At 46.0% G+C, this 23,522-nt stretch carries 20 protein-coding genes and 1 tRNA gene; 4 read left to right on the plus strand and 17 right to left on the minus strand.

Going from position 1 to position 23,522, the window contains the following annotated elements; all coding sequences use genetic code 11:
* Positions 1-93 precede the first annotated feature (93 nt).
* From I2123_RS19580 to trmB, 4 genes are all read right to left on the minus strand, one after another.
* The gene (locus I2123_RS19580; protein WP_213051310.1) at positions 94-843 is read right to left on the minus strand and encodes a YggN family protein; all 750 of its coding nucleotides are present in this window, start codon (positions 841-843) and stop codon (positions 94-96) included.
* A gap of 23 nt (positions 844-866) precedes the next feature.
* The gene (gene glsB, locus I2123_RS19585; RefSeq protein ID WP_213051311.1) at positions 867-1,793 is read right to left on the minus strand and encodes a glutaminase B; all 927 of its coding nucleotides are present in this window, start codon (positions 1,791-1,793) and stop codon (positions 867-869) included.
* Positions 1,794-1,868: 75 nt separating this feature from the next.
* A complete protein-coding gene (locus tag I2123_RS19590) occupies positions 1,869-2,195 on the minus strand; it encodes a YggL family protein (protein ID WP_112164158.1) in 327 nt (108 codons plus the stop codon).
* Positions 2,195-2,914, minus strand: a complete 720-nt coding sequence (trmB, locus tag I2123_RS19595) for a tRNA (guanosine(46)-N7)-methyltransferase TrmB (protein WP_213051312.1) — start codon at positions 2,912-2,914, stop codon at positions 2,195-2,197. Before trmB ends, I2123_RS19590 begins: the two co-directional genes overlap by 1 nt.
* A gap of 240 nt (positions 2,915-3,154) precedes the next feature.
* On the opposite strand from trmB, the gene mutY reads away from it, so the two are divergent.
* From mutY to mltC, 3 genes are all read left to right on the plus strand, one after another.
* A complete protein-coding gene (gene mutY, locus I2123_RS19600; RefSeq protein ID WP_213051313.1) occupies positions 3,155-4,231 on the plus strand; it encodes an A/G-specific adenine glycosylase in 1,077 nt (358 codons plus the stop codon).
* Complete coding sequence (locus I2123_RS19605; protein WP_112164156.1) at positions 4,228-4,500, plus strand: oxidative damage protection protein; 273 nt, start codon at positions 4,228-4,230, stop codon at positions 4,498-4,500. Before mutY ends, I2123_RS19605 begins: the two co-directional genes overlap by 4 nt.
* Before the next feature lie 78 nt (positions 4,501-4,578).
* Positions 4,579-5,658, plus strand: coding sequence for a membrane-bound lytic murein transglycosylase MltC (mltC, locus tag I2123_RS19610; RefSeq protein ID WP_112164155.1), 1,080 nt, complete (start codon positions 4,579-4,581; stop codon positions 5,656-5,658).
* A gap of 54 nt (positions 5,659-5,712) precedes the next feature.
* On the opposite strand, the gene I2123_RS19615 is transcribed toward mltC, so the two are convergent.
* The 4 genes from I2123_RS19615 to speF form a co-directional block, all read right to left on the minus strand.
* Positions 5,713-7,839 carry a polysaccharide biosynthesis tyrosine autokinase gene (locus I2123_RS19615; protein WP_213051314.1) on the minus strand — a complete coding sequence of 709 codons (2,127 nt, stop codon included), beginning with the start codon at positions 7,837-7,839 and terminating at the stop codon, positions 5,713-5,715.
* A gap of 26 nt (positions 7,840-7,865) precedes the next feature.
* Positions 7,866-8,324, minus strand: coding sequence for a low molecular weight protein-tyrosine-phosphatase (locus tag I2123_RS19620; protein WP_112164153.1), 459 nt, complete (start codon positions 8,322-8,324; stop codon positions 7,866-7,868).
* On the minus strand, positions 8,300-9,445 hold the full coding sequence (locus I2123_RS19625) for a polysaccharide export protein (protein WP_213051315.1): 1,146 nt from the start codon (positions 9,443-9,445) through the stop codon (positions 8,300-8,302). Before I2123_RS19625 ends, I2123_RS19620 begins: the two co-directional genes overlap by 25 nt.
* A 336-nt stretch (positions 9,446-9,781) precedes the next feature.
* Entirely contained in the window at positions 9,782-11,944 is a 2,163-nt protein-coding gene (speF, locus tag I2123_RS19630) for an ornithine decarboxylase SpeF (protein WP_112164151.1), read from the minus strand.
* A 697-nt stretch (positions 11,945-12,641) separates the two neighbouring features.
* Here speF and I2123_RS19635 point away from each other — a divergent pair.
* Positions 12,642-12,717: transfer RNA gene (locus tag I2123_RS19635), tRNA-Phe, on the plus strand.
* Between the two features lie 381 nt (positions 12,718-13,098).
* Here I2123_RS19635 and I2123_RS19640 read toward each other — a convergent pair.
* From I2123_RS19640 to I2123_RS19680, 9 genes are all read right to left on the minus strand, one after another.
* A complete protein-coding gene (locus I2123_RS19640; protein WP_213051316.1) occupies positions 13,099-14,190 on the minus strand; it encodes a GDP-mannose 4,6-dehydratase in 1,092 nt (363 codons plus the stop codon).
* A 136-nt stretch (positions 14,191-14,326) separates the two neighbouring features.
* A complete protein-coding gene (locus I2123_RS19645) occupies positions 14,327-15,481 on the minus strand; it encodes a glycosyltransferase family 4 protein (protein ID WP_213051317.1) in 1,155 nt (384 codons plus the stop codon).
* Between the two features lie 22 nt (positions 15,482-15,503).
* Entirely contained in the window at positions 15,504-16,883 is a 1,380-nt protein-coding gene (gene cpsG, locus I2123_RS19650) for a phosphomannomutase CpsG (RefSeq protein WP_213051318.1), read from the minus strand.
* A 14-nt stretch (positions 16,884-16,897) separates the two neighbouring features.
* A complete protein-coding gene (locus I2123_RS19655) occupies positions 16,898-18,319 on the minus strand; it encodes a mannose-1-phosphate guanylyltransferase/mannose-6-phosphate isomerase (RefSeq protein ID WP_213051319.1) in 1,422 nt (473 codons plus the stop codon).
* A gap of 35 nt (positions 18,320-18,354) precedes the next feature.
* Positions 18,355-19,410 carry a glycosyltransferase family 4 protein gene (locus I2123_RS19660; protein ID WP_213051320.1) on the minus strand — a complete coding sequence of 352 codons (1,056 nt, stop codon included), beginning with the start codon at positions 19,408-19,410 and terminating at the stop codon, positions 18,355-18,357.
* Between the two features lie 62 nt (positions 19,411-19,472).
* Positions 19,473-19,898 (minus strand): serine O-acetyltransferase, encoded by a 426-nt coding sequence (locus tag I2123_RS19665; protein ID WP_244879855.1) that lies wholly within the window; start codon positions 19,896-19,898, stop codon positions 19,473-19,475.
* A 17-nt stretch (positions 19,899-19,915) separates the two neighbouring features.
* Entirely contained in the window at positions 19,916-21,067 is a 1,152-nt protein-coding gene (locus I2123_RS19670; protein ID WP_213051321.1) for a cellulase family glycosylhydrolase, read from the minus strand.
* 45 nt (positions 21,068-21,112) lie between these two features.
* Positions 21,113-22,171, minus strand: a complete 1,059-nt coding sequence (locus tag I2123_RS19675) for a glycosyltransferase (protein ID WP_244879856.1) — start codon at positions 22,169-22,171, stop codon at positions 21,113-21,115.
* A 53-nt stretch (positions 22,172-22,224) separates the two neighbouring features.
* Positions 22,225-23,505: a flippase gene (locus I2123_RS19680; protein ID WP_213051322.1), complete on the minus strand. Its 1,281-nt coding sequence runs from the start codon at positions 23,503-23,505 to the stop codon at positions 22,225-22,227.
* Between the last annotated feature and the right edge of the window lie 17 nt (positions 23,506-23,522).

Raw genomic sequence — 23,522 nt, forward strand, 5'->3', positions numbered from 1 at the left:
GGGATTTCAAATCCTCCCTGAGCGTTGAATGCTGAACCAACAAAAAAACCGCTTAATCGCGGTTTTTTTGTCACTGCATTTTGGGCTGAGGGATTACTGTTTCAAATCAGCCAGCAGGGTTTTACGCTGCGTATCAAGTGCGGTCACGCGCTTACACACGTCATCACCAAAGGCTTTGAACTCTTTTTCCTGCTTGCTCCACTCATCCTGAACCGCCTGTTGCAGACCGCCCAGATTGCCCATCATCGCCTGTAGCGGATTACCGCCGCTGGCCGCCTGTTTCAGGCCCATTTCATTGATGCTGTCCTGCATCACGCCGCCCATGGTTTGTTCCATCAGCTTCTGACCATTCTGTTTAACCTGATCGACCGCTTTATGGTGGAACGTCAGACCATCGGTACGATGCTCGATAATCAGATTCATCTGCTGTTTCAACTGCTTATCGAGCGTAACCAGACGGTTGCGCACATTGCTGTCGCTGCCCAGTTTTTCGACGATCACGCGGTCAACGGCCACACGGCCTTTTTCCAGATGCGCAGTGGCACCCTGATCTATCCACGGCAAATCACGGCGCAGGGACGCCTGATAGTCGATGGCTTCCTGACGCTGTTTCGCGCTCAGGGTGATTTCTTTACCGTTGAGGGTCACGTTGCCGTTTGGCGTGATCAGCAAGTCGCTGCTGGTGCCCACAATCTGCACGGTTTGCGGCTTGATGACGACATCTTCTTTTGGCTGCACGGCGCACTGGTAATCGGCCTGCGCACTCCATGCCGTCAGCGCCAGCATCGCGGCCACTGATGTCTTTAAAACCCTACTTTTCACAACACCGGTTTTCACTAACATGTACTCTCCCTAAGACTGCAAACTTAAAAAATTGAACGGCCAATACGCTGAGCCAGCAGTTCTAAGGCAGCAATACCGGCCAAAGAGTTCCCTGCCGTATCAAGTTCGGGTGACCACACCGCAATGCACATCTCCCCCGGCACCACGGCCAGAATGCCACCGCCGACGCCCGATTTACCCGGCATCCCTACGCGGTAGGCGAATTCACCTGCACCGTCGTACATGCCGCTGGTCACCATCATGGCGTTAATCTGCCGCGCCTGACGGGCATCAATCAGCGGCTGTTCGCTGCCTAAAGGATGGCCTTTATTGGCCAGATAAACAAAGGTTCGCGCCAGTTCTTCGCAGCTCATGCGCAGTGCGCAGTAGTGGAAATAGGTGTGCAAAACGGTGATGACGTCATTCTCGAAATTCCCGAAAGACTTCATCAGGTACGCAATGGCCGCGTTGCGATCGGAGTGATCGAACTCTGAACGCGCAACGTGCCGATCGTAGTTGAGATCTGGCGATCCAGCCAGCTGACGTACCACTTCCAGCATTCTTTGCTTCGGCGCAGTCAGGCGGGTTTGCAGCATATCGCACACCACCAGCGCGCCAGGATTGATAAAGGGATTACGCGGTTTCCCCTGTTCCAGCTCCAGCTGTACCAGCGAATTAAATGGCTGGCCGGAGGGTTCTTTGCCGACGCGCTGCCAGATTTCACTTTCCTGATAACGGGTCAGCGCCAGCGTCAGGCTAAGCACTTTGGAGATGGACTGGATAGAGAACCGGGTATCGGCATCACCGGCACGAAAGATTTCTCCTTTCGTGGTACACACGGCGATCCCTAAATGATCGGGGCTGACTTCAGCCAGCGCAGGGATATAGTCGGCGACTTTGCCACGGCCAATCAGCGGCCTGACCTGCTGGAGAATTTCTTCCAGCAAACTGTTATCAAGTTCGGTACCCAACGTCCTGCCTCCAGATGTAACAAAGGTGCCGGAAAGGCACCTTTAATTTCAGCGTTCTTAGTCAATCTGCGGAGATCAATCCCACCAGATATCGAAGAGTTCTGATACTTCAACCGCTTCCATTTTATGGTCTTCCAACCATTTTTTGATTTGCTCACGGTGCTCATCGGTGCAATGACCGATTTCCTGACGGCAAACCAGGCCTTCCCACTGCAGATAGCCACTGCCATCAAAGGCCAGTTTGTTTGGCTCGATCACACCTTCAATAAACAGATCCAGTGATTCGTCGATGGTTTCAACCGGAGTACCTTCCGGGAAACGCCATTTTACAGAGAAGCCCAGTTCCTGGAACTCGGCAATGTGTAACTTCTTACGTAAACGACGACTGCGATTCTTAGCCATTATTGCTTCCTCTCAAACATCAGATCCCATACGCCGTGGCCTAAACGCTGGCCACGCATTTCGAACTTGGTCACCGGGCGCGATTCCGGGCGCGGTACATAGTTGTTTTCCTGCGAGAGGTTTTTCCAGTTTTCTAAGCTGGTCATCACCTCAAGCATGTGTTCGGCATACGGCTCCCAGTCGGTTGCCATATGGAATACGCCGCCCACTTTTAGTTTAATGCGCAGCAGTTCCACGAACGCTGGCTGAACAATCCGGCGCTTATTATGACGTGCTTTGTGCCACGGGTCAGGAAAGAATAGCTGCACCATGTCGAGTGAGCCATCGGGGATCATTTTTTCCAGCACTTCTACCGCATCGTGACACATCACGCGCAGGTTGCTGACACCCTCTTCGTGTGCGGTCGCAAGACACGCACCGACACCCGGCGAATGCACTTCAATACCGATAAAGTTTTGCTGCGGATTGTTCTGCGCCATGGTCACCAGCGAGGTGCCCATGCCAAAACCAATTTCCAGCACGACCGGCGCTTCGCGACCAAACAGTGCGTCGATTGCCAGCGGTTCTGCCTGATATTCCACGCCCATCACCGGCCAGAAGTTGTCCAGCGCGTGTTGCTGACCTTTAGTCAGACGGCCCTGACGGCGGACAAAACTACGGATACGGCGCATAGCGCGACCGTTCTCGTCGAACTCCGGTGAAATGACGTCGTTTTTCATGGTGTTTCCACTCCGTTTGGCAAGACGCGGTATTCGGTCACTGCGGTGTTTTGGTCATTAACTATGAAGAATGGCGCATTATCCAAACTTACTCCCGATAAGCAAGGATTGCGGGCACGAAATCCGTCAATACAGTCCGGAAAGTTCCGGTTTACAGCCCGATAACAACTGTGATGTGATCACCCCCGTCTTTTAACCCTGCCGGACTGTAATTCACCCATGATGGAAGCCCCTGGTTTCATGGAAGCAAAAAATTTCTCAATGCTGGTGCTCGACTGGTATCAGCGTTATGGCCGCAAAACGCTGCCCTGGCAACTCGAAAAAACACCTTATAAAGTCTGGCTTTCAGAAGTGATGTTGCAACAAACCCAGGTTGCGACGGTGATCCCCTATTTTGAACGCTTTATGCAACGTTTCCCGACGGTGTCTGATCTCGCGGCCGCACCGCTCGACGAAGTGCTGCACCTGTGGACCGGCCTAGGCTATTACGCCCGTGCGCGCAATCTGCATAAAGCGGCGCAGACTATCGCCAGCCAGCACGGCGGCGTATTCCCGACGACGTTCGATGAAATCCTCGCCCTGCCCGGTATTGGACGTTCGACGGCGGGCGCAGTCCTTTCGCTGGCGCTGAATCAGCACTATCCCATTTTAGACGGGAATGTGAAGCGCGTGCTGGCGCGGTGTTATGCCGTGGACGGGTGGCCAGGCGACAAGAAAACGGAGAACCGGTTGTGGGCGATAAGCGAAGACGTGACGCCAGCAAAAGGCGTCGCCCAGTTTAATCAGGCGATGATGGATCTCGGTGCGATAGTCTGCACGCGCAGCAAACCGAAATGCGAACTCTGCCCGGTGAAAACCGGCTGCGAAGCTTATGCGCACAACAGCTGGGCAAAATACCCTGGCAAGAAACCCAAGAAAACCCTGCCAGAGCGCACCGCATTTATGCTGATGATTCAGCAAGATGACAAAGTGTGGCTGGAACAGCGTCCGCCGGTCGGCCTGTGGGGCGGCTTGTTCTGCTTCCCGCAATATGCCACCGAAGAGGAACTGGTGCAGGGGTTGCATAAATACGGCGCAACGCCGAATCAGCTTCAACAGCAGACCGCTTTTCGTCACACGTTCAGCCATTTCCATCTGGATATCGTCCCGATGTGGTTAAATCTGCGAACATCTGCGGGTTGCATGGATGAAGGTGCGGGTCTCTGGTATAACTTAGCGCAACCACAATTCGTCGGGCTGGCCGCGCCGGTGGAGCGTTTACTGACGCAACTGGCAAAACAACCGTCCCCAAAAACGATCGATAAGGAATCAGTATGAGCAGAACAATTTTTTGCACTTTCCTGAAGCAGGATGCCGAAGGGCAAGATTTCCAGCTGTACCCTGGCGAGATTGGCAAACGCATTTATAACGAGATTTCGAAAGAAGCCTGGTCGCGCTGGATGAGCAAGCAGACGATGCTTATCAACGAAAAGAAACTCAGCATGATGAACCCCGAAGACCGCAAACTGCTGGAACAGGAAATGGTGAATTTTCTGTTCGAAGGTCAGGATGTGCACATTGAAGGCTATACCCCGCCTTCAAGCTGATCGTTCAAAAATAATCATCAATAACAACAAAGCAGCCGCTTTCGGGTGTCTGCTTCTATCACCAGAAATGGTTTTAAGATGAAGAAAATTTTAGCTTTGCTGGTTATCGCCCCGATGCTGATCTCCTGCTCCGGCAGTAAGAAAGACCAGTTCAACGAAGCTTACGTCAAAGACACCAATGGGTTCGATATTCTGATGGGCCAATTTGCCCACAATATCGAGAACATCTGGGGGATGAATGAGGTGCTGATTGCGGGTCCTAAGGACTACGTAAAATACAGCGATCAATATTACACCCGCAGCCACATCAACTTTGATGCGGGTACCATCACCCTCGAAACCATTTCGGGCACCGATCCGGCCGCCAGCCTGCGTCAGGCTATCATCAGCACCTTACTGGTGGGTGAAGACCCGGGTAACGTCGACCTGTATTCCGACGCCAATGACATTCAGATCAGCCGCGAACCGATGCTGTACGGGCAGGTGCTCGATAACACCGGTAAGCCAATTCGCTGGGAAGGCCGCGCCGCGAGCTTTGCTGATTATCTGATTCAGAACAAATTGATGCGCCGCCAGTCCGGTCTGCACGTCATCTATTCCGTGACTATCCAGATGGTGCCAAACCACCTGAATCAGCGTGCGCACAAATATCTGCCGATGATCCGCGAAGCGTCTGCCAAATACGGTGTCGATCAGTCACTGATCCTGGCGATTATGCAGACTGAATCCGCGTTTAACCCGTATGCGGTAAGTAACGCCGATGCGCTGGGGCTGATGCAGGTCGTGCAGCACACCGCAGGCGTGGATGTGTTTAAATCCGAAGGGAAATGGGGCAAACCTAGCCGCAGCTATCTGTTTGATCCGCAAAATAATATCAACACAGGTACGGCGTATCTGGCGATTTTGCAGAAAACGTATCTGGGGAATATTAACGATCCAACGGCGCGTCGCTATGCGGTGATTACCGCTTACAACGGCGGTGCAGGCAGCGTGTTACGCGTGTTCTCCCGTGATAAGACACAGGCGTTTAGTATCATCAACAGCATGTCTGCCGGTGACGTCTACGCCACCCTGACGACAAAACACCCTTCAGCCGAATCACGTCGTTATCTGTACAAAGTGAACAACACGCAGCGCAGCTATCGCCGCGTGGATTGAGGTTTATGGCATGAGAAATGAAAGCGGAGATCCGAAAGGGTCTCCGTTTTTTATCTAAGGCTGACGTTTCTCTTCACCATAACCATAATACCCGTAATACTTACTCCTAAGGGATCGCGATGAGCGTCTTTTAATCGCATTTAATACCACGCCATTGATACGGCATCCTGCCTGCTCAAAACGAGAAATAGTCGCGCTGATCTCATGCAACTTAGTGAGTTCGAAACGGGAAATGATCAGATTTGTCCCCGTGAGTTTTGCAATAATAATGGCATCGGCTACCCGCAAAAGAGGGGGCGAGTCTACAAGCACTAAATCATAATTATCATTTGCATAATTCAATAAACTGGCGAGCGATGAACCTAGCAATAACTCGGAAGGATTGTTCGGAACGGGTCCTCTGGAAATAAAATCCAGCTTCTCGAGCGCTGTATGAACAATGCACTCTTCAATGCTTTTTTTACCCGATAAAATATCCGATACGCCATAACCCACTGAAACTTCCAGTTGTGTATGCATATGCCCAAGCCGCATATCAGCATCAATCAATAACACACGCAATCCTGACTGAGAAAATACTGCCGCAAGATTACCACTGATGAAACTCTTCCCGACACCGCTGTCAGGGCCTGAGATCATGATGATCTTATTTTTAGAGGACTTCATCGTAAAATAAAGGCTCGTTCTCAGACTTCGGATGGCCTCAACCGTTAAATGATAGGGATCTTTCAGGACTATGAGTCCTGATGCATTTGCTTTATTCCTGCGGACATAAGGTACTTCGCTGTATACCGTCAACCCCAGCTGTGTCAGTTGTTCGGGCGTCGTCACGAGGCGCTGAAGAAAACAACGAATAAGAAGAATTGCAGAAGAAATAATAAAACCCAACATAGCACCAATGATCAATAACAGAGACTTGGCAGGTTTCATGGGATGATAATTTACTGCCGCCTCATCAATAATACGCGCATTCCCAATCTCACTTGCCTGAGTAATATTCAATTCTTGCTGTTTACTCAGCAGGAGCATATAAATTTCATTTCCGGTCTGCACATCACGAGTAAGACGCATAATGTTTTGCTGAGTTTTAGGCATCTCATTTATTTTTGAATCGATCTCTTTTTTCTTCTTATTTAGCATCATCTGTTTTTCATTTAATGCTTTGTACAAGGGATGTCCCTTCGTGTATTTCTCAGAGACAGAGGCTTCTTCCAGCGCCAGTTCATTAATCTGAGTTGCGTTAGCAATACTTTTATCTAACAGTACCTTCGTCTCCATAGAGATATCTACGCTATCATTCATCTCCCGGTATGAGTTGAGTGCAGTCTCAGATTCTTCCAGCTGTTTTTTGATCTTGGGAATTTGCGTTTGTAAAAAATTTAGGCTTTTTCTGGCGACCTCGGAGTTTCTTGCTATGTTTTGGCGTATGTAATTATTGCAAATAGAATCTAATACACCGGGAATCTGCTTTATATCTGTTCCTGTTAATGAGAGCTTCAGCATACCGCTATTCGTACCGATATCCGTTACTGAAAGCCGTTTCAGGAGTTGTTCCACCGCTTCAACCTGATCGATCTTATGTATGGTGAAATGCTTGCCCGCCACTGCATCCGTGTATTCAATAAAAACATTCAGTTCGTTATCATTGAGTATTTTTCCGATACTCCCTGTTACCTGATAATTATCACTCTGCAAGACATATTTTTCTCCTGCAAGAATAGTCAACTCAAACGGTTTATCCTGCAGATAATCTGGAATATCAAACTGCAGGATTTTAAGCGTCGGTTTCTTACCCCTGGAAAACAAGGAGGAGAATTTATTCCAGATACTCTTTTTTTCTTCAGAAATGCCTAAATCCAGATCAAATTCATCGACTGTTTGCGACAGTACGGATCGGGATTTAATCAGTGTGCTTTCAGATAATGATACCGGTGCTGCGCCCGGCAAATTCGTCATTAATTCCGGGAAAAAACTGCTATTCTTATCTTTCTCGAGTTGAATTAATGCATCAGCTCGATAAACTGGTGTAGATAATTGAGGAATGGCGACTGTAATAACAATAGCGATCAGCACAATTACGATTATAAAATAACGACCATCCACTAACACACCCAGGATTTGAGAGATATCTATTTCCTCTTGTTTGGATTCGGGAGTAAGGGTATGTATATTATTTGACATATTACTTCCTTATAAAAACGAAAACTTTATTTATCGAAAAATCTTACCCATCCATCGGCGGCCTCAAGAAGATGATGAAACATAGTGTTAAATATGGGTTCATCATAACCTATAGGGTCGGGGATATTTTTATTTTTGTGCCAGCCGCCGAAGAGCATTATCTTTCCTCTGGCCTCAATCGCGATATTGACGAGCAAAGGAATGTGCGATGTCTCCATAACAAGGATCAGATCAGCCTGATGGCATAAAGCCCGGGTAACCTGTTGTGCGTAATGATGTTCTATAACTATTCCATATTGCGACGCAACCTGTAAGGCGGAGGGATGAACAGAATGTCCGACAAGCGCACAAAGTCCGGCTGAATAAATATTTTGTCGGGGCAACCGTCTGCGCAAAATTTCCGCACCGACAGGTGAGCGACAAATATTGCCCACACAGACAACCAGAATTTTTTTACAAATTATGTTCCCCAACTGTGTGTCCACCTCGCCGCTTCAACTACACTGTTTATGCCCGTGATCGTTGGCGCTAACTGACTCACAACGCGATTCCAACGCACAACAGGAGCTGTTGTGACATAGACAATATCGTAGGGTTCAAGTAAGAACTCAGTACCGAGAACGAGTGATGATGCATCCTGGATATTCAACTGATAAATCGTGGCTATTTTTTTGTTTGCTGGCGATTTATTCTTATTTGATCGAATAACAAAAACACCACTGGCATCACTACTCAGTTGATCAATTCCCCCCGCATTACCCAAAGCCTCGGTGATCGACATTCCATTTCGATCAATCCTTAAGGTCGCTTGTTTGTTGACTTCACCCATAACAAAAATTTTGAGCGCATCATTACGCGGTATATAAAGAATATCACCATTATATAAGAGGTAATTCTGAGTCAAATCGCCATTTTGCAAAAGCGCTAATAATGATATATGTTTTTCTTCTCCATTTTTTGTCAGCGTAACGTTATTCCAGTCGGCAAACTCCGTAATACCTCCCGCCTGATTGATTGCCTCAATGACGGTCAACGGAATATTGGTAATTGCCTGTGGTCCGCTTCTGACCACTTCTCCTGACACAAACGTTTTCTGAGACCGGAAAGTCGCAATGCTCACATCGACCTGAGGTGACTCGATAAAATTACGAAGTTTTTCAGTAATATCTTCCCGAACGTCTGTTACCGTTTTACCCACGACGTCAACCTTTCCGATGTAAGGATAAAAGATGCTACCGTCTGCATGCACCCAGTTTCCCGTATCACCGGCACTGCGATACTGCCCCGCTGGCGTTGTCAGCTCCGGGTGATCCCAGACGGTAACCATAATAACGTCACCAATACCAATATGGTATTCGTAGGCTTTTAACTCTTTTTCTAATACAGGATTCGTTTGTGCGATGACAGGCTTACTTTGCATATGCGCAACGAGATCTGGAGTGATCGGGTAAACATCGACGAGGTCATTAATATTAACAGTAGCACTCTCTGATTGTTTGACCGTTTTCCCTAAAAGTGGCAAGTGACTCCCGGGAACAACCGTGCATGCACTTAATAGAGGGAGTGTTATCATAATAATTAAAGGCAGCCCTTTACATACTACCATTCATTCTTTCCCTTGAATTAAATAGCGATAATAAAAAACGAATATGAAAGCTCATTAATGGATTTAAAATAAATTGAGTATAAAAAAGTCAATCAATAAAAATATCGACAATAATGAGTTAGTTAAATGACCGCGTGTAAAATACCAAAAATAAACAATAAGTCAACTAATTGATAAGGAATGTTTAATATGTTATTTATATGGCAATCAACGAAGCATTATAAATAATAATTTAAACGCTAATATATATTTCCCGCGACTACCTCGCAATAAGCCATCTATATTAATCAAGTAAATAAAGAGCTTTCGCCCCTTATTTACAATGGAATTAACACATTACACCGCTATCACGTACCCCATCACGCGTTTCCAGCCGACCGGTTTCTTCTCGATATAAACGCCCTGCAACTCAGGGGAGAAGCCTGGCAGCAGATTGATGCCCTCTTCCAGCGCCATGAAGTAACGCTGCACCGCGCCGCCCCACAGTTCGCCCGGCACCACGCAGAGTACGCCCGGAGGATAAGGCAGCGCGCCTTCTGCGGCGATACGGCCTTCTGCTTCACCAATCGGCACCAGCTCAATGTTGTCGCGGATAAACTCGTTATGCGCATCCTGCGCGTTCATCACCACCTGCGGGAAGCTCTTCTCGCGGAACATCTCTTTTTGCAGTTCCTTGACGTCAAAACTGACGTACAGGTTATGCATCTCCTGGCACAGCTGGCGGATGGTGTAATTGCGATAACGATCTTCATTTTTACGATACACCGTCGGCAGCACTTCGCTGAGTGGCGCATCTTCTTCGATATATTGCTCAAAACGCGCAATTTCCTCGACCAGCAACTGCATTTTGGCCGGTGTTTCTGCCGGCGTCAGCAGGAACAGGATCGAGTTCAGATCGCACTTCTCCGGCACAATGCCGTTTTCTCGCAGATAGTTCGCCAGAATGGTCGCCGGAATGCCGAATTCGGTGTACTTACCGGTCGTTGCATCAATGCCCGGCGTGGTCAGCAGCAGTTTGCACGGGTCGACAAAATACTGCTTCTCGGCATAGCCGGAGAAGGCATGCCAGCGCTCACCCGGCACGAAATCGAAGAAGCGCACGTCATTGGCCATTTTCTCCGTTTCATGGTTCTGCCAGGCGATACCGTCAACAACCGGCGGCACGAACGGCAGAATCATCGAGCACTGTTCGAGCAGCATCTTGCGGGTTTCGATACCGAGCTTCACGCATTCCATCCACATATGTTTACCGCTGCCGCCCGCGTGGATACGCGCATTGACATCCAGCGCGGCAAACAGCGGATAAAACGGGCTGGTGGAGGCGTGCATCATGAAAGCATTATTGAGCTTTTTATGGCTGCAATGGCGCTTCTGGCCTTTGATATGGTTATCTTTTTTGTGGATTTGCGACGTCTGAGAGAAGCCAGCCTGCTGCTTGTGCACTGACTGCGTGACAATGATGCCGGGATCGTTCTCGTTCAGCTCCAGCAACAGTGGCGAGCACTCTTTCATCATCGGGATGAATTGCTCGTAGCCGACCCATGCGGAGTCAAACAGGATGTAATCGCACAGGTGTCCGATTTTATCGACCACCTGACGCGCGTTGTAAACGGTGCCATCGTAGGTGCCGAGCTGAATAATCGCCAGGCGGAACGGACGCTTCTCACCGGCGCGATCCGGCGCAACCTGTTTGATTTGATTGCGCAAATAATCTTCGTCAAAACACGCAGCATCGATACCGCCGATAAAGCCGAACGGGTTACGCGCCGTCTCAAGATACACCGGCGTCGCGCCCGCCTGGAGCAGTGCGCCGTGGTGATTAGATTTGTGGTTGTTACGGTCGAACAGCACCAAATCGCCTCGGGTCAGCAGTGCATTGGTCACCACTTTATTCGCCGCCGACGTGCCGTTTAGAACGAAATAAGTTTTATCCGCGTTAAAGACTTTGGCGGCATACTTTTGCGCATCTTTCGCCGAGCCTTCATGGATCAGCAAATCGCCCAGCTTGACGTCGGCATTGCACATGTCAGAGCGGAAAATATTCGGGCCGTAGAAATCATAAAACTGACGCCCTGCCGGATGGCGACGGAAAAACTCACCGCCCTGATGCCCAGGGCAGGCGAAGGTGGCGTTCTCCATTTCGACATATTTTTTCAGCGTGTCGAAAAACGGCGGGAACAAAGCTTCTTCATAGGCCTGCGCCGCGGATTCAATCTGCGCGCCATAAAACGCCTGATTGGCGTCCGATAAGGTGATCACCCCTTTCAGCGCCGGTAAAAACTCAGGCGAAACCTGCTCGGTTCCCTGCACAGCGACAAACGCGGGAATACCAAACCCCAGCTTTTCAATTTCCGCCAGCCTGCCGTGGTTCAAATCCCCGACGGAGATAATGATGGCGGCGACGTCGGCAAAATCAGCGCGACGCAGGTCAGCCACCAGACGCGCGGTCTGGAGATAGGGGGAAACGGAGGTGCTTGCTGCAAGTTTTAAAAGTTTCATTCAGACTCTCAAACGGTTAAGTAAGAGGGTGTGCCACAGGGCACGGCAATGAGCTGGCACTTCCGTCATAAGAAAACAATGCGCAGAGTCCAGCCCGGCAATTGACGTTGGCCTGAGTGAGACGTCGAGTGTGACGGGACGATGCCGGTGCGGCAAGGTGGTGACAGTTGGCGTTTCAGGCTCAGCCACGTCTGATAGACAACAGTAAAATCAGAGCAGGAAGTGAATTCTCTGTTTTTAATAATGCCTACAGCGGGCAAACGGTAGCCTTACCGCATGAAAGGATCTGCAAAAGGAGGAAAACTGAAATCGTGGTGTTTACAGCACCCGGAGATCATCATCAGATGTGTTCTGCGCTGAGAGAAAAAACATAAAGCGCGATGTGATAAACCAGCCATGCCGCAACCCTCTTGAGCTGTCGCGTGAAAACGGGAACGGGAGTTGTTTAATAAATCGGCGCAATAATGTCATCTTTTTACCCCCTGTTCAACCCTGAACATAGCGCCAAATTCTTACAGAATGCGACACCGCCGCAGCGCGAAATTTCTCACGCCGCAGAGGCTTTCGTGGCTCAGTGAAGACGTTGAAGGGAAAAGCGGCAAATCGTTGTAAAAAACATCACTCGGGTGACCAACCCGCCGTTTGTCATAAAAACCCGTTGACGACACATGCCCAATACGGTTTAATGCGCCGCGTTGCCCGGATAGCTCAGTCGGTAGAGCAAGGGATTGAAAATCCCTGTGTCCTTGGTTCGATTCCGAGTCCGGGCACCATATTTAAAGAAACCAGCCTAAGGGCTGGTTTTTTGCTTTTAGGGGTGCGGACTCTCCATCGAACTCCGTTCGATGACTCGCCTTAACAGGCTCGCCCTGCGGGCCAACGGCAAAGCCGTTGTTCAAACGCCTGCGGCGTTAGTCCGAGTCCGGGCACCATATTTAAAGAAACCAGCCTAAGGGCTGGTTTTTTGCTTTTTGGGATACGGACTCTCCTCTCAGTGGTATCTGCCACACTGCTGCTAAAAAAACAAAGTGACCCAAAGACTGATCGCGTTTTGATCTTACAGCCTGATAAAACCGGCTGATTGGCAAAAAAAAAGCCGAAGAATATAGACATTCTTCGGCTTTTACAGCGGTAAGGTTGTTGGTCAGCGGCATTCATCCATAAAGTTTGAGCCGGGCCATTTCTTTAGCTGAGGCCAGATCGGCCTGTACCATCTCAATGACCAAATCCTGTAACGATGTTTCAGGCCCCCAGCCCAGCTTGCGACGGGCTTTGGTCGGGTTCGCCGAGACTTTGCACTTTTCCGCAGGACGGATATAGCGAGGATCAACGGCCACCACTACATCGCCGACTTTTAACGCCGCCGCAATCGGGCTGATTATCGCCGCAATCACTCCTTTCTCCTCGGTGCCCTTGCCGACAAACCGAAGCTTGATACCCAGCTCCAGCGCCGCAAAGGTGACAAACTGACGCACCGTATATTGCACGCCGGTCGCAATCACAAAGTCCTCAGGTTCATCTTGCTGCAACATCGACCACTGCATTTTGACGTAATCCTTCGCATGCCCCCAGTCACGTAACGCATTGAGATTACCCAGATACAAACACTGCTCCAGCCCCTGAGTGATATTCGCGAGCCCCATGGAGATTTTACGGGTCACAAAATGCTCGCTGCGGCGCGGCGATTCATGATTAAAAAGAATGCCGTTGCAGGCATAGATTCCAAACGTTTTGCGATAATTCACCACCGTCCAAAAATCGGAAATCAGCGCAACGGTTTCCGGCGGGCAGAGAGTAGAGGTCACCATTTCATTAATTGTCATACCGTTAACCAGACCACACAGCTCGGCAGGCGATGCGTGGTAATAGCGGGTTTTCTGCTCAAGCCCCTGAGAACGGATTGCCTCAAGAAACCTCAGCGCGCTGATGTCTGCCTCAGTATAAGAAGAGTGATGACGATGGCGTTCAGCGGTATGACGTAATCCGCCGAGATTATAAATTTCATCGGGTGCAAGCCGGGCCAGCAGGTTGTTAAGTGAAGAGGTATCCGCCAGATCTTCCTCGTGAAGATAAAATCCGGGAGAATGAATACTGAACCCGTCATCAATAAATTCAGTATGCTGTCTGGCTGATAAAGGAATATGTCGATTAATACCGTGGACTGTATAGCCTTTTTTTAATAAAAGCTCAGCCAGATAAGAACCATCTTGTCCAGTTATACTGGTAATAAGTGCAACTTTAGACATACACGATCCTTGGATTACAATTAAAAAGAACGCATTTTTTTGGGATGCAAGATTAGAATTGTAAGGTCTTCAAACCAGAAAAATAAAACAGAAGTAAGATGTGAAATCAGTCAATGTCACTACATGGGATTAAATACTAATATCTTATTTTTTTGCGATCGCTAAATTCATTCCATTTCGTTTTAATATAATCATCCAGTTCCTGATGAAAACGTTCTGCAGAAAATCTCAGTGCATTATCCCGGCAATCTTGCGGGAGAATAGACTTATGGATCAGCTCAAACTGACGGACGGCCTGTATCAATGAGGTGACAGTCTGCTGCGCGAAAAACAGCCCCGTGGAATGCGCTTCTCCATAAGGTCGTATCGTTTCGAGAACGCCCCCTTTCCCATAAGCAATCACAGGTGTGCCACAGGCCTGCGCTTCGACCGGCGTGATACCGAAATCCTCTTCGGCGGCAAATACGAAGGCTTTAGCGCGACGCATATGACTCTGCATAACGGCATCGGGCTGATACCCGAGGATTTCAATATTGCTCCCGGCCTTCGCTTTGATTTTCGCCATTTCCGAACCGTCGCCGATAACCACCAGTTTTTTGTCCGGCATCTGCGTGAAGGCTTCGACAATCAGGTCAATACGCTTGTAAGGCACCATGCGTGATGCGGTGAAATAAAAATCCTCTTTCTCTTCCTGCAGTGTAAAACGTTCCACATCCACCGGCGGGTAGATAACATCGGCATCACGCCCGTAGACCTTTTTAATCCGACGGGCAATGAACTGGGAGTTCGCCACGAAGTGATCGACACCGTTGGCAGTGCGGGAATCCCAGATCCTGATTTTGTGTAAAAACCAGCGAGCGAGTTTCCCCTTCAATCCCTTATTTAATCCAGACTCCCGCAGATATTGGTGTTGAAAATCCCAGGCATAACGAATAGGAGAATGCACATAACTGATATGAAGTTGATCAGGCCCCGTCAACACGCCTTTCGCCACCGCATGGCTGCTGGATAAAACGATGTCATGTTTTGTCACATCGAGTTGTTCAATAGCGAGCGGCATTAATGGCAGATAATTTTGGTATTTATTTTTGGCAAAGGGTAAGCGTTGAATAAATGAAGTCGTGACATTTTTTCCATAGAATAATTTTCTGTTTTCATCAGACAGGAAATCCACCACCGAATACAATTCTGCCTCGGGAAATATTTTAATAAACTCAGCGATAACTTTTTCAGCACCTGCAAATGTCACCAGCCAGTCGGCGACAATTCCAACACTCACATCATGTGACATAATGGAAACCTCTGGATTTAAATTATTCCTGACACAGAATTGACAGGATCTTTTGGGTTTGCTCCTGCATCAGTTTAATATCAGCGCGGGACTCTACATTCAGTCGCACGACAGGTTCTGTATTCGAACTGCGCAGGTTAAAACGCCACTCTTCAAATTCCAGGCTAATGCCATCGGTATAATCAATCTGCAGCGCGTCACCTTCGTAAACCGACAATACGCGGCCAATCGCTTCTTTGGGCTGAAGCAGAATGCTGTTTATTTCACCGGATGCCGGATAGGCGGTGATGCGATCATTAATCATTGTTCGCAGTGACTGGCCTTTGACCAACATTAATTCAGCCACCAGTAACCACGGCACCATGCCGCTGTCGCAGTAATAAAAATCACGAAAATAATGATGCGCACTCATTTCGCCACCGTACACCGCATTCTCCAGGCGCATACGCTCTTTGATAAAGGCATGGCCGGTTTTAGACATAACAGGTACGCCACCGGCCTGCGTCACGATATCAATGGTATTCCAGCTTAAACGCGGATCATGGATGATTCGGGAGCCGGGATGTTTTTCCAAAAACGCATCGGCCAGTAATCCGACAATGTAGTAACCTTCAATAAATTCACCGGTGTGGTCAAAAAGGAAACACCGGTCGAAATCACCGTCAAAAGCAATACCCATATCAGCCTGGTGTTTGATGATGGCATCGGTCGTATCCTGGCGACATTCGGGTAATAACGGATTAGGAATACCGTTGGGGAAATTACCGTCCGGCTGATGGTGGACTTTAATAAATTCGACGGGCGCACCGGCTTGTTTAAACCGCTCTTCTAAGGCATCAACAACATGACCAGCCGCCCCATTCCCTGAGTTAAGGACTAACTTCAGTGGCCGGGTGAAATGGTCAAAATTGATATAGCTGATCAATTTATCAATGTAGGCATCGAGTACAGAAGCTTTCTCGTAACTGCCACGTTTAGCGGGATCAATCGTTTTAAAATCATTAGCTTCGGCCAGACGTTGTATTTCATGAAGACCGGTATCGCCGCTGACCGGTTTTGATTCTTCGCGCACCAGTTTCATGCCGTTGTAGTTCATCGGATTATGGCTGGCCGTCACTTCAATGCCGCCATCAAGGCTGAGATATGACGTCGCGAAATAAATCTCTTCCGTCCCCGTGACACCAATATCAACCACGTCCGTACCTGAATCTTGTAATCCCCTTGCCAGAGCCAGTTTTAAGGCTTCGCTGGTTAAACGGACATCGCCACCCACCACCATTTTTGTGGGTTTTAAATATTGCCCGTACGCGCGCCCTATTCGGTAGGCAATATCTTCATTTAATTCCGTCCCCAGTTCGCCCCTGATGTCATACGCTTTAAAGCACGTTAATTTCCCAGACATATTTCACCCTTAAATTAGCAACGGTCATAGTGGTCTTTAATACGAATAATATCGTCGTCTTCCAGATAAGAGCCCGACTGTATTTCCAGAATTTCAAGCGGGATTTTCCCCGGATTTTCCAACATATGTTGCGAACCGATGGGAATAAACGTCGACTGGTTTTCAGTCAGTAAATAGGTTTTATCATCGAGCGAAACTTTCGCCGTCCCGGAAAGAACCACCCAATGTTCTGCGCGATGATGATGCATCTGCAAAGAGGACTGACCGCCAGGTTTTACTGTTAAACGATTGACGTGATAACGAAGCGTATTCACCACATTATCGTTTCGTCCCCAGGGGCGATAAGACTCGCGATGTAAACGATATTCCCGGCGATCGTTACTTTTTAAAAACTCAACGACTTTTTTAACATCCTGCACCTGAGACTTATCAATAATAAGAACGGCATCCTTGGTATTCACAATCACCAGATTCTCGACACCAATAGCCGCCACTAATTTCTCATCGGTGTTGATATAACAATTTGTGGCGTTGTGAGTAAATACATCCCCGGTGACTGCGTTGCCTTCCAGATTCTTATTATTCACTTCCCACAACGCGGCCCAGGAACCCACATCATTCCAGCCGGCATCTAATGGCACGACAATGGCATCGGTGGTTTTTTCCATTACAGCGTAATCGACAGACTCATCCGGGCACGCCATAAAGGCGGCTTTATCCACGCGGATAAACGCCTGCTGCGTGTCAGGTTGCGAGGTTTCGATGGCTTTAAGGCAGGCGTCGAGAATGTCTGGCCGGTAAGTGGCCATCTCTTGCAGAAATCGTTTAGCGCGGAACAGAAACATACCGCTGTTCCAGTAATATTCGCCGGTTTCGAGATATTGCAGAGCGGTCGGCAAGTCAGGTTTTTCGACAAAGCGCTGCACCCGAAAAACAGGCCCCGAATAGCCGCTGAATTCCCCGCCGCGCTGGATATATCCGTACCCGGTTTCCGGCCCGGCAGGAACAATGCCAAAGGTGACGAGTTTACCCTGCTCGGCAAAAGGGATGGCGTTCTGAACCGCCTGATGAAAAGCGTCCGTATCTTCAATAACGTGATCGGCGGCCAGCACCAGCAATAAGGGATCATAATTCTCATCGATAGCACTGAGTGCGGCCAGGGTAATCGCAGGTGCTGTATTGCGGCCAACAGGCTCAAGAATAATATTATTCGACAACTGGTTAATCTGCCTTAATTGCTCCGCAACCAAAAAACGGTGTTCTTCATTACAAATAACCAACGGTTCAGACGCCTCCAACCCTTTTAATCGGGTGACGGTTTCCTGCAACATGGATTGTTCACCATAAAGACGCAAAAACTGTTTTGGATAAAGCTCGCGGGACATTGGCCATAAACGGCTACCGGTACCACCGGCCATAATGACGGGAAGGATCATGATTACCCTCGGTTGGTAAATTTGACGGGAGATAGTTAAAAACTAAAATTCCGGATAATATCGTTTAATTTACTTGCCGACTCACCCCAGGAAAATCGCTCTTTATTTTTAAAGCCTTTTTCAACTAACTGCGCCCTTAATTCAACATCACTGACAATTAAGCTTAGTGCGTTGATTATTTCTCTTTTAGATTCAGGATTAAAATATAAGACACTTTCACCTAACACTTCCGGCATTGAGGCGGTATTTGACGATATGACAGGGCAACCACAGGCCTGAGCTTCCAAAGGAGGAATGCCAAATCCTTCATAAAAAGAAGGGAACACGAACGCGGTGGCATGCTGATAAAGTTTAACTAACTCATCATCATTAACCCTTCCCACAAAATGAATGCGCGGATGATTACGTTTAAGATCCAATGTTGAGAAAACATCAGCACTGTCACCTATGATTTTCAAATCAATATCTAAATTCGCATCTGAAAAAGCATCAATTAACCCATGGAAATTCTTATGATAATTAGTGGATGATACTGCCAATAGATAACGTTCTTTGTCTGGCTCAGAAGTTACCTCTTTTGTGGGTTCAAATAAATCAGAAACAGCATTGTAAATTATTTTTATTTTTTCTTCCTGGCACCGATATTGACTTGATATTTCAGAACGGGAAAATTGGCTTACCGTGACAACCTGTTTACTGTTGCGTATCATGAGAGGTGAAATAATCCGATACAACAACCTAAAAGAGAAAGGGAAACTCTTCGGATACTTTAAATAAGTGATGTCATGATGTGTAACAACCTGATGTGAATAAAAAACAGGTGCTGTGTTACCCAAGTTGATCAATAAGGGACTTTTTCTCCTCAATAAATAGAGAGGTAAGGTAATCTGCTCCCACAAATGCCCGTTTAAACCAGGTACTTCTTCAATATTGAAACGTTTTAACAAAGACTGTTTCTTGATAGCTTTGACATCAGGAACAAGAAGTATCACATCGTCTCTCATATATTCAATCTGTAATGAGATCTCTTCAGCAAACCTTTGGACACCAGTCATATTTTGAGTTAAAAAACGGCCATTAATATATATCATTAAATAATCAACCCAGCGTTATTTAAAATAAATTTGAGAGGGGTAAAATAAAAATCGCAATATCAAACAGACTTACTTATTATTCTTGCAGGGTTGCCTACAATGATTGAATTTTCAGGAACATCTTGTATAACCAATGTTGAAGCACCAACAATGACATTATCACCGATTCTCACATCACCGATAATGACGCTGTTCGCGTATATTGTTACGTTATTACCAATAACCGGATAGGTGACACCATCTTCAAGTTTGGACCCTATGGTAACCCCCTGATAAATTCGGCAGCCCACTCCAATGCTGACGCCTCTTCCGATAACCACGCCAAATGGATGTGGAAGTCGGGTTTTGTTATTTTTTAAAACCTTAAGTCCTATGGTAAGTTCGCTATAAAGTGCGATACGGCCGTCATTGAAATAATAAATACAGTAAATAACTTTAAAAAACTTCGTGACTATCAAATAGAGTCCGCGCAGTATATTTTTCAACGATAACCACCTCGAAGTTAATGATTAAGACCGTTTATTTTTGTCAGCCATTGCTTTAGCGAATAGTTCTGACCACGCTCCCATACCAACTGCTCACCTTCTTGCGTAGTAATAACAAAGTGTTTATTTTCACTGCTGGAGACTGATAAGTTTTTATTTCTGATTATAGGAAGAAGTTTTTTGATCAACTGAGCTGACTCCTTCTCACTGCCGTCACGGTGTAGTAAGCCGAAATTATGCTCTTTATTTGTCTTATCGGCGCCATCGTCCATTAAATCATACCACCACAACCCTTTGACATAATTTTTTGATGCCGCTAAAAGCGTATACTTGACAATGTTCTGTGCCGAAATAACATTCGATACACCTCCTGTAAATTCTGAGCCGGTAGGATAGCCCATCTCAGTGATATAAAGTGAGACTGGTTTACCCACCCTGTTTGTCAACGAAGCGTCGAAGCTATCAAGGGCAATAAAACTCCCCTCCGGATCTCTGACATTTGCCGGTTCATTAAATGCATAGGGATGAATAGAAATCCCGTCGACATAATTCATTAATCCTTTATCAACCAGACTATTTAGCCAGTTAACTTCATTCTTATGTAATGGATTAACAGAGCCGGTAAGCACAACTGCATTCGGGTCTATTTCTTTTATTTTCTCAGAAGACTTTTTAACAAGATAAAGAAATATCTCATCGTCAGGTTTATTTCTTTTTGACCCTACTCCGGTTCCAAGCAACCATTCATTCCATATTTCATAGTACTTAACTTTTCCTTTATAACGTTTTGCCACCCAGGCCACATAGTCTACAAACTTATCGACTTGCTTCCGGTTCTGAGGGTATCCTCCCTGTGTATAGAGATTGCTGCCATACCCCAGAACAAATAGTGTCGAGATATCGTCAGACTGGTGACTATTTGTAGCAAAAAAATTATCTGAATTCATTCGTTCCTTCGAAAGGTTCAGTTTGCCTGTTTCATTTTGCACAGAGTTCCATGAAAATCCATCTCTCACAGAATCAAAACCCAAGCTTTTGATTATCTCTCTGTAATCATCTGACGGTTGGTTGTAGGCGTTAAGATGAGTGGCCACACCTATATCCATTTTTGCATAACTAAAGGCGGGGATAATAAATAGTATTAAAGCAAAAGTTTTGACCGGCATCATATGTGTTCCATCCGCTGTTGCTCTCTTTGAAACGTCAAAATCCAGCTAGAGTAATGATTCATAGTCTTTAAATATCTTGATTATTTTTTGGTTATCAAACTCTATGTCTGTTAAATGTGTAACATACTCTAAACCCTGGGATAACTCCGTTTCCAAATTACATATAAAGCCATTTTTTTCGTGGATTATCTCGTTAATTCCACCGGGATAGTTATTTGCTACGACAGGGGTGCCACAGGCTAATGATTCTATAACGACATTAGGATATCCCTCCCAGCGAGAGCTTGAAATAAACACGTCTGCAAGCTTCATCAATGCATAAGGATTATCAGTTGAAGGGATAAATGTTATTTTTTGACTTAAGCCTAAATAATTCACCTGCTGAGTTAATTTTTCTTTTTCTTCACCTGTACCTACTATGGTAAGGTGGAGATTGTCATTGCTGATTTTTGAAAATGCATTGATTAAAATATCAAAACCTTTTTGGTAAGTCAGCCTGCCAATAGTCAAAAGATTAACTTTATGCTTCGGATAAGAATACTCCGATTTCAGGGAAGCCATTTCCATTATCAGCTTAATGTCTAATGGGTTATTTATTTTAACTACCTTTGTTTCTGGTATCCTCATTTTCAATGTGAGATCTGCCAGCATGTCATCACTTTGGACGATAATAACGTCATAGTTTTTATAACATAATTTATACAGCATTTTTGCTAGCGGATTTTTTTCGTAAAGACTTGGCAGATTAGATTCTCTGGCAATTTTTTTTACGTTACTTCCCAATATAAAAAGAAATGGTGATATAAAGGCATTCGCTGTTCCATCACTGATTAACATCGTCTCAATATCATTTTTCTTGCAATAACGTCTGATACCAAAAATAATCTTATGCAAATTATACCGTGCGCGGCCTTTCACATTAAGATAACTAACAGGAACATCATCTGATAAATTTTTCAAAAGTGTATTACGTGTCGGATCATTGGCATAAAGTAGAACATGAGAACGGTACAACCGAGAGTTAATATTATTTATTAGATTACAAATTACGCGCTCAGCACCTGTTCTGCCAAGAAATGGCATAACAAAAAGAACATTCTTCATGTTTCTTCCAAATAATTGTTTACGTGAACTATTCAAGAGTCGTTCTCATTGAATTAAACCTTTCTTACTGCCCTAATGATATCTTTTATTGCAGGGATACCAAAAGTCATCAAAGAAAGCGATTGATAATAAAAGCAGTCTCTTGTTTTTTTGGTGAAAGCATTACTTATCCATGCCGCAATTATCTGGCTGAAGAGCGATGCATAGGCTGCACCGAGCATGCCAAACTTAGGGATTAGCAAAAAATTCAACACGACATTGATCACCAATCCGTATATCGCTCTGTATATTCTCAGATAGGTAATTCCACGGATGATAAGAATGTTGGTACTGACAGAACCTAATGAAGAGATAATATTTGCTATGACGATAATATAGATAACAGAAATAGAATTATGATAACGCTCACCAAAAAACGAATTAACGATAAATGGCGTTAGCAGAATCACCAGTAATCCTGATATCACGGTAAAAAAATGTGTAATATTGAAATATTTTCTTATGTTACTGGCTGAACTGTCGTTTGCCACCATCGGAAAAAAAGAGGCTGAGATGGCAAGAGGAATGAACATGTAAGCATCTGAGATTCTGACCGCCACACTGAATCTGGCAACATCTTCCATTCCCGTCATTTGGGCGATCATGAACTGATCTACCCGTGTGTAAATCATTACAATTAAAGTAGAAATAAGAATAGGTGACGACTGCCGTAATAAAGAAGTTAATGTCTTTTTATTGAAAAACTTGAAGCTAAGAATTAACCCACCTTTTCTGGAAACAAGAAATATCAATAAGAAAGAGAATAAATAATCAAGGCAAAATGATAGGGTATAGTAGACCAAACCCAAATTAAGATAAATTATGGTGATTTTAATCAACGAAGAAATAACTAATGCTATAACACTTGTCTTCGTAATGACTTTAGACCGCGATATTGCCTGATAATATGAGTAATAAATTGTCTGAACCTGAAAGAAAACACTGAAAGAAGAAATTAAAAAAACAGCCTTATACACATTTTTATAATCCGATAACAAAGTGTAGATTAGAAAAATTAAAACAACTATGGTTGAAAGCATCATTCTAAAGATGAAGGCGGTTGAGAAAACCTCATTAACTTTTTCAGAAATTGCAAATTCCTTTATCAGCACATTATCAAACCCAAATGCAACAATCCCGATCATTAATGAGGCTATGGTCTGAGCCAGAGAAAACACCCCAAAATCGTATACCGAAAGCTTTTGAGAGACGTATGAAAAAAGACAGAATACAACAGTCAGTCTTATCACCTTTTCTGATAAAACCCAAAGCGAGTTTGCTAAATATTTTCTCATAATCTTTCATCTAATAA

This window comes from Rahnella inusitata (assembly GCF_018288855.1).
GTDB classification, from domain to species: Bacteria; Pseudomonadota; Gammaproteobacteria; order Enterobacterales; family Enterobacteriaceae; genus Rahnella; species Rahnella inusitata.

Excerpts from the sequence above, each read along its gene's own strand:
- I2123_RS19605 (WP_112164156.1), top strand. The coding sequence starts at position 4,228 with ATGAGCAGAACAATTTTTTGCACTTTCCTGAAGCAGGATGCCGAAGGG.
- cpsG (WP_213051318.1), bottom strand. The coding sequence starts at position 16,883 with ATGTCTGGGAAATTAACGTGCTTTAAAGCGTATGACATCAGGGGCGAA.
- I2123_RS19675 (WP_244879856.1), bottom strand. The coding sequence starts at position 22,171 with ATGAAGAATGTTCTTTTTGTTATGCCATTTCTTGGCAGAACAGGTGCT.
- I2123_RS19640 (WP_213051316.1), bottom strand. The coding sequence starts at position 14,190 with ATGTCTAAAGTTGCACTTATTACCAGTATAACTGGACAAGATGGTTCT.
- I2123_RS19590 (WP_112164158.1), bottom strand. The coding sequence starts at position 2,195 with ATGGCTAAGAATCGCAGTCGTCGTTTACGTAAGAAGTTACACATTGCC.
- I2123_RS19645 (WP_213051317.1), bottom strand. The coding sequence starts at position 15,481 with ATGTCACATGATGTGAGTGTTGGAATTGTCGCCGACTGGCTGGTGACA.
- I2123_RS19615 (WP_213051314.1), bottom strand. The coding sequence starts at position 7,839 with ATGTCAAATAATATACATACCCTTACTCCCGAATCCAAACAAGAGGAA.
- I2123_RS19670 (WP_213051321.1), bottom strand. The coding sequence starts at position 21,067 with ATGATGCCGGTCAAAACTTTTGCTTTAATACTATTTATTATCCCCGCC.
- I2123_RS19655 (WP_213051319.1), bottom strand. The coding sequence starts at position 18,319 with ATGATCCTTCCCGTCATTATGGCCGGTGGTACCGGTAGCCGTTTATGG.
- mltC (WP_112164155.1), top strand. The coding sequence starts at position 4,579 with ATGAAGAAAATTTTAGCTTTGCTGGTTATCGCCCCGATGCTGATCTCC.
- speF (WP_112164151.1), bottom strand. The coding sequence starts at position 11,944 with ATGAAACTTTTAAAACTTGCAGCAAGCACCTCCGTTTCCCCCTATCTC.
- I2123_RS19580 (WP_213051310.1), bottom strand. The coding sequence starts at position 843 with ATGTTAGTGAAAACCGGTGTTGTGAAAAGTAGGGTTTTAAAGACATCA.
- I2123_RS19660 (WP_213051320.1), bottom strand. The coding sequence starts at position 19,410 with ATGATATATATTAATGGCCGTTTTTTAACTCAAAATATGACTGGTGTC.
- mutY (WP_213051313.1), top strand. The coding sequence starts at position 3,155 with ATGGAAGCAAAAAATTTCTCAATGCTGGTGCTCGACTGGTATCAGCGT.
- I2123_RS19625 (WP_213051315.1), bottom strand. The coding sequence starts at position 9,445 with ATGGTAGTATGTAAAGGGCTGCCTTTAATTATTATGATAACACTCCCT.
- trmB (WP_213051312.1), bottom strand. The coding sequence starts at position 2,914 with ATGAAAAACGACGTCATTTCACCGGAGTTCGACGAGAACGGTCGCGCT.
- I2123_RS19680 (WP_213051322.1), bottom strand. The coding sequence starts at position 23,505 with ATGAGAAAATATTTAGCAAACTCGCTTTGGGTTTTATCAGAAAAGGTG.